Raw genomic sequence first — 5,130 nt, 5'->3', positions numbered from 1 at the left:
CCGGGCGACGGCCGTCCACCCCGGCGGCAGCAGCGCGGCGCCGGCGCCGGCCGCCCCGGCGGCGAGAAGTTTCCTTCGTGTCACTTCCGACATGCTGCTTCTCCAAGCGTCTTCACGGGAGGGTCCAGCGTTGGTTGGTGCCGCCGTGGCACGTCCAGACGATCAGCTGGGTGCCGTCGGCCGAGCTGCCACCGTTGGCGTCCAGGCATCTGCCCGACTGCGTGTTGACCAGCGAGCCGTTGGCTCCCGCGGTCCAGTTCTGCCCGCCGGCGCCGGTGCAGGTCGACAGCTGCACCAGGCTGCCGTTCGCGGTACCGGCCACGGTCAGGCACTTGCCGAGGGCCCGCAACGTGGTGCCGGTGACCGTCCACTGCTGGTTGGCACCGCCGTGGCAGGTCCACAGCTGGACCTTCGTGCCGTCGGCGGAACCGGAACCGCTGACGTCGGCGCACTTGCCGGCGACACCGGTGATCGGGCCGACCCGGGGCGTGGTCGGGCCACCGAGCTCCTTGATCCGGATGTTGCGGAACGACACGTCGTCACCGGTGCCGTGGTTCTGGATGCCGACATGGCCGGAGCTCAGCGACCGCAGCGGGTCCGTGTTGACGAAGTCGTTGATCTTGACGCCGTTCAGGAGGACCTGCAGATGCTCGCCTTCCACCAGCAGTTCGTAGGTGTTCCACTCGCCGGGTGGGTTGAGCGCGCTGTCGCGGGCGGCGAGGTCGGCCGACTTGACGCCGTACACCGATCCGGTGGTCCGGTCCGCGCTGTCGGTGGCGTCGATCTGCACCTCGTAGCCGTTGGCCATGGCCGCGTCCGGGTCGTTGCCCGCCGGGAAGCCGATCAGCACCCCGGAGTTGTCGTCACCGGGCATCATCCAGTCCAGCTTCAGCGAGTAGGAGCCGAACTCCTTGGTGCTGTACCAGAGCATGCCCAGCCCGCCGGCGGAGGTCAGCGTCCCGTTGCTGTTGCTGAAGCTGCCCGGACCGGCCTGCGACCAGCCGGTGGTGGCGCCGTTGTACAGGGTGGTGTAGCCGGTCTCCGGGCGGCAGTCCGCCTTGGTGCGGTTGGCCGCGTACCGGATGCCGCCCAGCAGCAGTGACCGGAAGCCCGCCTCGGTGTAGCTGCTCTGGGTGTGGCCGGCTCCGGTGTAGAAGGACCGGCCGCCCTGCAGGGTCTTGCACCAGGTGTGCGGGTGGTCGGCGCCCATCGTGCCGCCGGAGTAGGTCGACTCGTCCAGGGTCGACAGCACCCGCGCCGACGAGCGGGGGTTGGTGCGGAAGTTGTACCACTCGTCGGTGCGGGTCTGGGCCGGGCTCAGCCCCGCCGTCGCCGCGTGCGCCCGGTTCTCCGTCCGGACGGTGGCCGGCTGGATCGCCGGGTGCGAGGCGAAGTACGCCCCGACCAGCTCACCGTAGAACGGCCAGTCGTACTCGGTGTCCGCGGCGGCGTGCACGCCCACGTACCCGCCGCCGCCACGGATGTAGTTCTCGAAGGCGGTCTGCTGGCCGGCGTTGAGCACGTCACCGGTGGTGTTGAGGAAGACCACCGCCTCGAACCGGGCCAGTTCGGTCGCGGTGAACTGGGCCGGGTCCTCCGTCGCGGTCACCGTGAAGCTGTTGGCCGCGCCCAGCTCCCGGATCAGCTGGATGCCGGCCGGGATGGCATCGTGCCGGAAGGCGGCGGTCCTGGAGAACACCAGGACGTCGTAGGGCGCGTCCGCGGCGTGGGCCGGCGTGCTGCCGGTGCTCGCCAGGATCATCAACGTCGCCGCCGCGACGCCGAGCAGGCTGCGGATTCTCAGGCGCATGGCGGTTCCTCTCAAGGCAGGGTCCAGCGTTGGTTGGTGCCACCGTGGCAACTCCAGATGATCAACTGGGTGCCGTCCGCGGAGCTGCCGCCGTTGGCGTCCAGGCACTTGCCGGACCCGGCGTTGACCAGCGAGCCGTTGGCTCCCGCGGTCCAGTTCTGCCCGCCGGTGCCGGTGCAGGTCGACAGCTGCACCAGGCTGCCGTCGGCGGTGGCGCCACCGGCGACACCCATGCACTTGCCGAGCGCCCGCAAGGTGGTGCCGTTGCGGGTCCATTGCTGGTTGGCACCGCTGTTGCAGGTCCACAGCTGAATCTTCGTGCCGTCGGCGGAGCCGGAGCCGTTGACGTCGACGCACTTGCCGGCCGCGGCGGTGATCGGGCCGGTGCCGGTGCTCGGCGCCGTACCGAAGCTGAACGCGTCCACGTCGAACAGCGTGCCGCTGCCGCCCTGGAAGGTCAGATACAGCGTGGTGGCGCCGGCCGGAGCCCCGGACAGCGCGGTGGACACCTCGGTGAAGGTCTCCCAGCCGCCCGTGACCGGAACGGTGACCGAGCCGAGCACGGTGCCGGTCGGTGAGCCGGCGCGCACCGAGAGCGTGCCACCCGAACCGGCCGAGGACACCCGCGCCGTGAACCTGTTCTCACCGGCCAGGGCATAACGCTGGAACGCGATCCAGTCGCCGTTGTTGATGTCGCCGACCGTCTGCCCGCCCTCGGCGGCCGCCTTGCTGTACACCGTGGTGCCGGACTGGCTGTTGCGGTGTTCGGCCTGCCGGTGGCGGGGTTGCAGCACGTTCTGGGTGTGGGTGGTCAGTGCCCCGTTGTCGGTGTATTCGGCGTCGAAGACCGCGAACAGGTTGGCCGCCGTGTCGTGCTCGCCGTCCACCGGGATCGGCAGCGTTCCCGAGCACCCGGTCCGCGAGCTGATGGCGTGGCCGTGGTCGTCGTGGCCGAGCAGGTAGGTCAGCTTCACCCGGGTGCAGTCGACCGTGCCGTCCTCCGGATCCGACACCGTGATCGTGTACGGCACGCTGTCACCGAAGGCGAACAGGGTCCCGTCAGCCGGCGTGCTCAGGGTCACCGTGGGAGCGGTGTTGCCGACGGTGATGGTCACCGTGGCGCTGCCCGTACGGCCGGCCGGATCGGTCACGGTGAGGGTGACCGCCCGCTGGCCGCTGTCGGTGAAGGTATGGCTCGGATTGGCCTGTGTGGAGGTGCTGCCGTCGCCGAAGTTCCACAGGTAGGTCAGTGCGCCGCCCTCCGGGTCCGAGGACCCGGCGGAGGAGAAGGCCACCGTGAGCGGCGAGGCCCCGGAGGTACGGTCGGCGCCGGCCCGGGCGACCGGTGCCTGGTTGCCGGCGGGGTTGTACTCGATGCGGTACAGCGCGGAGCTGGCGTCGCCGCTGCCCCATCCGGTGCCGTAGTCCAGCACGTACAGGGCGCCGTCGGGGCCGAAGGCACTGTCCATGACCTGCGTGCCCCGCCACGGGAAGTCGCTGATCTGCCCGGCCGACCCGTCGGCGTTCACGTCGATGGTCTTGATCCAGCGCCGCCCGAACTCGGTGGCGAAATAGTGCCCGTCGAGGGCGGCGGGGAACTTCACCGAGGACGGGTTGGCCGCGTCGTAGCGGTACACCGCGCCACCCATCGGCGACTCGGAACCGCAGCCGAACGCGGCGAGGGAGCAGTTGTCGTACTTGATCCACGCGGGGCGCGCGGCCGGCAGATTGGTCAGCCCGGTGTTGCGGGGTGAGTTGTTGACCGGCGCGGCACAGTTGAACCGGTTCCCCGACGGCCCGGACGGGAACACATAGTCCACGTACGTCTCCGAGGTGGTGTTCGAGCCGGTGCAGTACGGCCAGCCGTAGTTGCCGGCCGAGGTGATCCGGTTGAACTCGACCTGACCGGCGGGCCCACGGGTCGCGCTGGTGGTACCGGCATCAGGCCCGTAGTCGGCGACGTACAGGACGCCGGTCGCCTTGTCGACGTTGAGCCGGAACGGGTTGCGCAGGCCCATCGCGTAGATCTCCGGCCGGGTGCCGGCGGTGCCGGGCACGAACAGGTTGCCCGCCGGGATCGCGTACGTGCCATTGGCGTTGACCTTGATCCGCAGCACCTTGCCGCGCAGGTCGTTGGTGTTGCCGGCGCTGCGCTGCGCGTCGTAGACCGGATTACGGTTGCTGCGCTCGTCGATGGGCGTGTAGCCGCCCGAGTCGAACGGGTTGGAGTCGTCCCCGGTGGACAGGTACAGGTTGCCGGCCGCGTCGAAGTCGATGTCGCCGCCGACGTGGCAGCACATGCCGCGGTTGGTGGCGGTCTCCAGAACGGTCACCTGGCTGGACATGTTGAGCGTGTAGTCGGCGTTGAGGGTGAACCGGGCCAGGCGGTTCACGCCGTTCCAGGCCGAGAAGTCCGTCCCGGTGGCGGGCGCGTCCCCGCCCGGAGTGGACAGGGGCGGCGCGTAATAGAGGTAGATGAACCGGTTGCTGGAAAAGCCCGGATCCACCCCCACGCCCTGCAGGCCCTCCTCGTCGTGGGTGTAGACCGGCAGGGTCCCGATCGCGCTGGTGACCCCGGCGGCGGTGGTCCGGCGCAGCACCCCGTTGCGGGCGGTGTGCAGCACCGAGCGGTCCGGCAGCACCGCCATCGACATCGGCTCACCCAGCTCGGCGACGCCCCGGGCCAGCTCGACCTGCTGGAAGTCGGCCGCATTGACCGGATGGGCGGCGGCCGGAGAGGCGGGGACGGTGATGGTCGCCGCGGTGCCGGCGGCGAGGAGGAATGCGACCGCGGTGGCGGTCAACGCGCGCATTGTCATAGGGCGGTCGCCTTCTGGTGGGCAGCTTCGAGGACGGGAAGCGCGTCGGAAGCTTGTCCGGCGGGGCGGGTGGACGGTCCCGCGCTGCTCGCCGCCAGCATCGACGTAAGACGTCATACGTTATAACTGTCGATTGGCGTCGGTCAATGCATTCCCGTGCGAATGCTCCGCACCCCGATCGGAGATCTATTGGGCGGAGATGACAATGCGCGACTGGAGAAAAACCGTTCCGAAAAGTGTTACGCGGGGCCTCATCGGAAAATGGCATCCGGGCCGGCGGCGTCCTCGAGGTCAGCGGAAAGGGCAGCCAGCCGCACGCGGATCCGCTCCGCCGCGGGCATGCCGAGCTCGGTGTAGAGCCGCAACGCCCGCCGGAGATGCGCCCGGGCCGCGGCGGGCTCGTCCAAGGCCCGGTGGGCCTCCCCCAACCCGGCCTGAGCCCGCGCCTGCTGATCGCGACTGCCGATGTCGGCGGCGATCGCATCGGCGGCGGTGTGCTGG

Annotated in this window: 3 protein-coding genes; all 3 read right to left on the bottom strand. The window is 70.1% G+C overall.

What is annotated here, in order from left to right:
• Nucleotides 1-112 precede the first annotated feature (112 nt).
• Nucleotides 113-1,810, bottom strand: coding sequence for a ThuA domain-containing protein (locus AB0C29_RS32915; RefSeq protein WP_360828525.1), 1,698 nt, complete (start codon nucleotides 1,808-1,810; stop codon nucleotides 113-115).
• A gap of 11 nt (nucleotides 1,811-1,821) precedes the next feature.
• Nucleotides 1,822-4,623 carry a PQQ-dependent sugar dehydrogenase gene (locus tag AB0C29_RS32910; RefSeq protein WP_360828522.1) on the bottom strand — a complete coding sequence of 934 codons (2,802 nt, stop codon included), beginning with the start codon at nucleotides 4,621-4,623 and terminating at the stop codon, nucleotides 1,822-1,824.
• A gap of 257 nt (nucleotides 4,624-4,880) precedes the next feature.
• Nucleotides 4,881-5,130: hypothetical protein (locus AB0C29_RS32905; RefSeq protein WP_360828519.1), on the bottom strand; the 250-nt coding region annotated here is incomplete at its 5' end.

This window comes from Actinoplanes sp. NPDC048791, assembly GCF_040650095.1.
Lineage (GTDB): Bacteria > Actinomycetota > Actinomycetes > Mycobacteriales > Micromonosporaceae > Actinoplanes.
The sequence above is the reverse complement of the archived record's forward strand: the minus strand, read 5'-3'. Positions and strand labels throughout refer to the sequence as shown.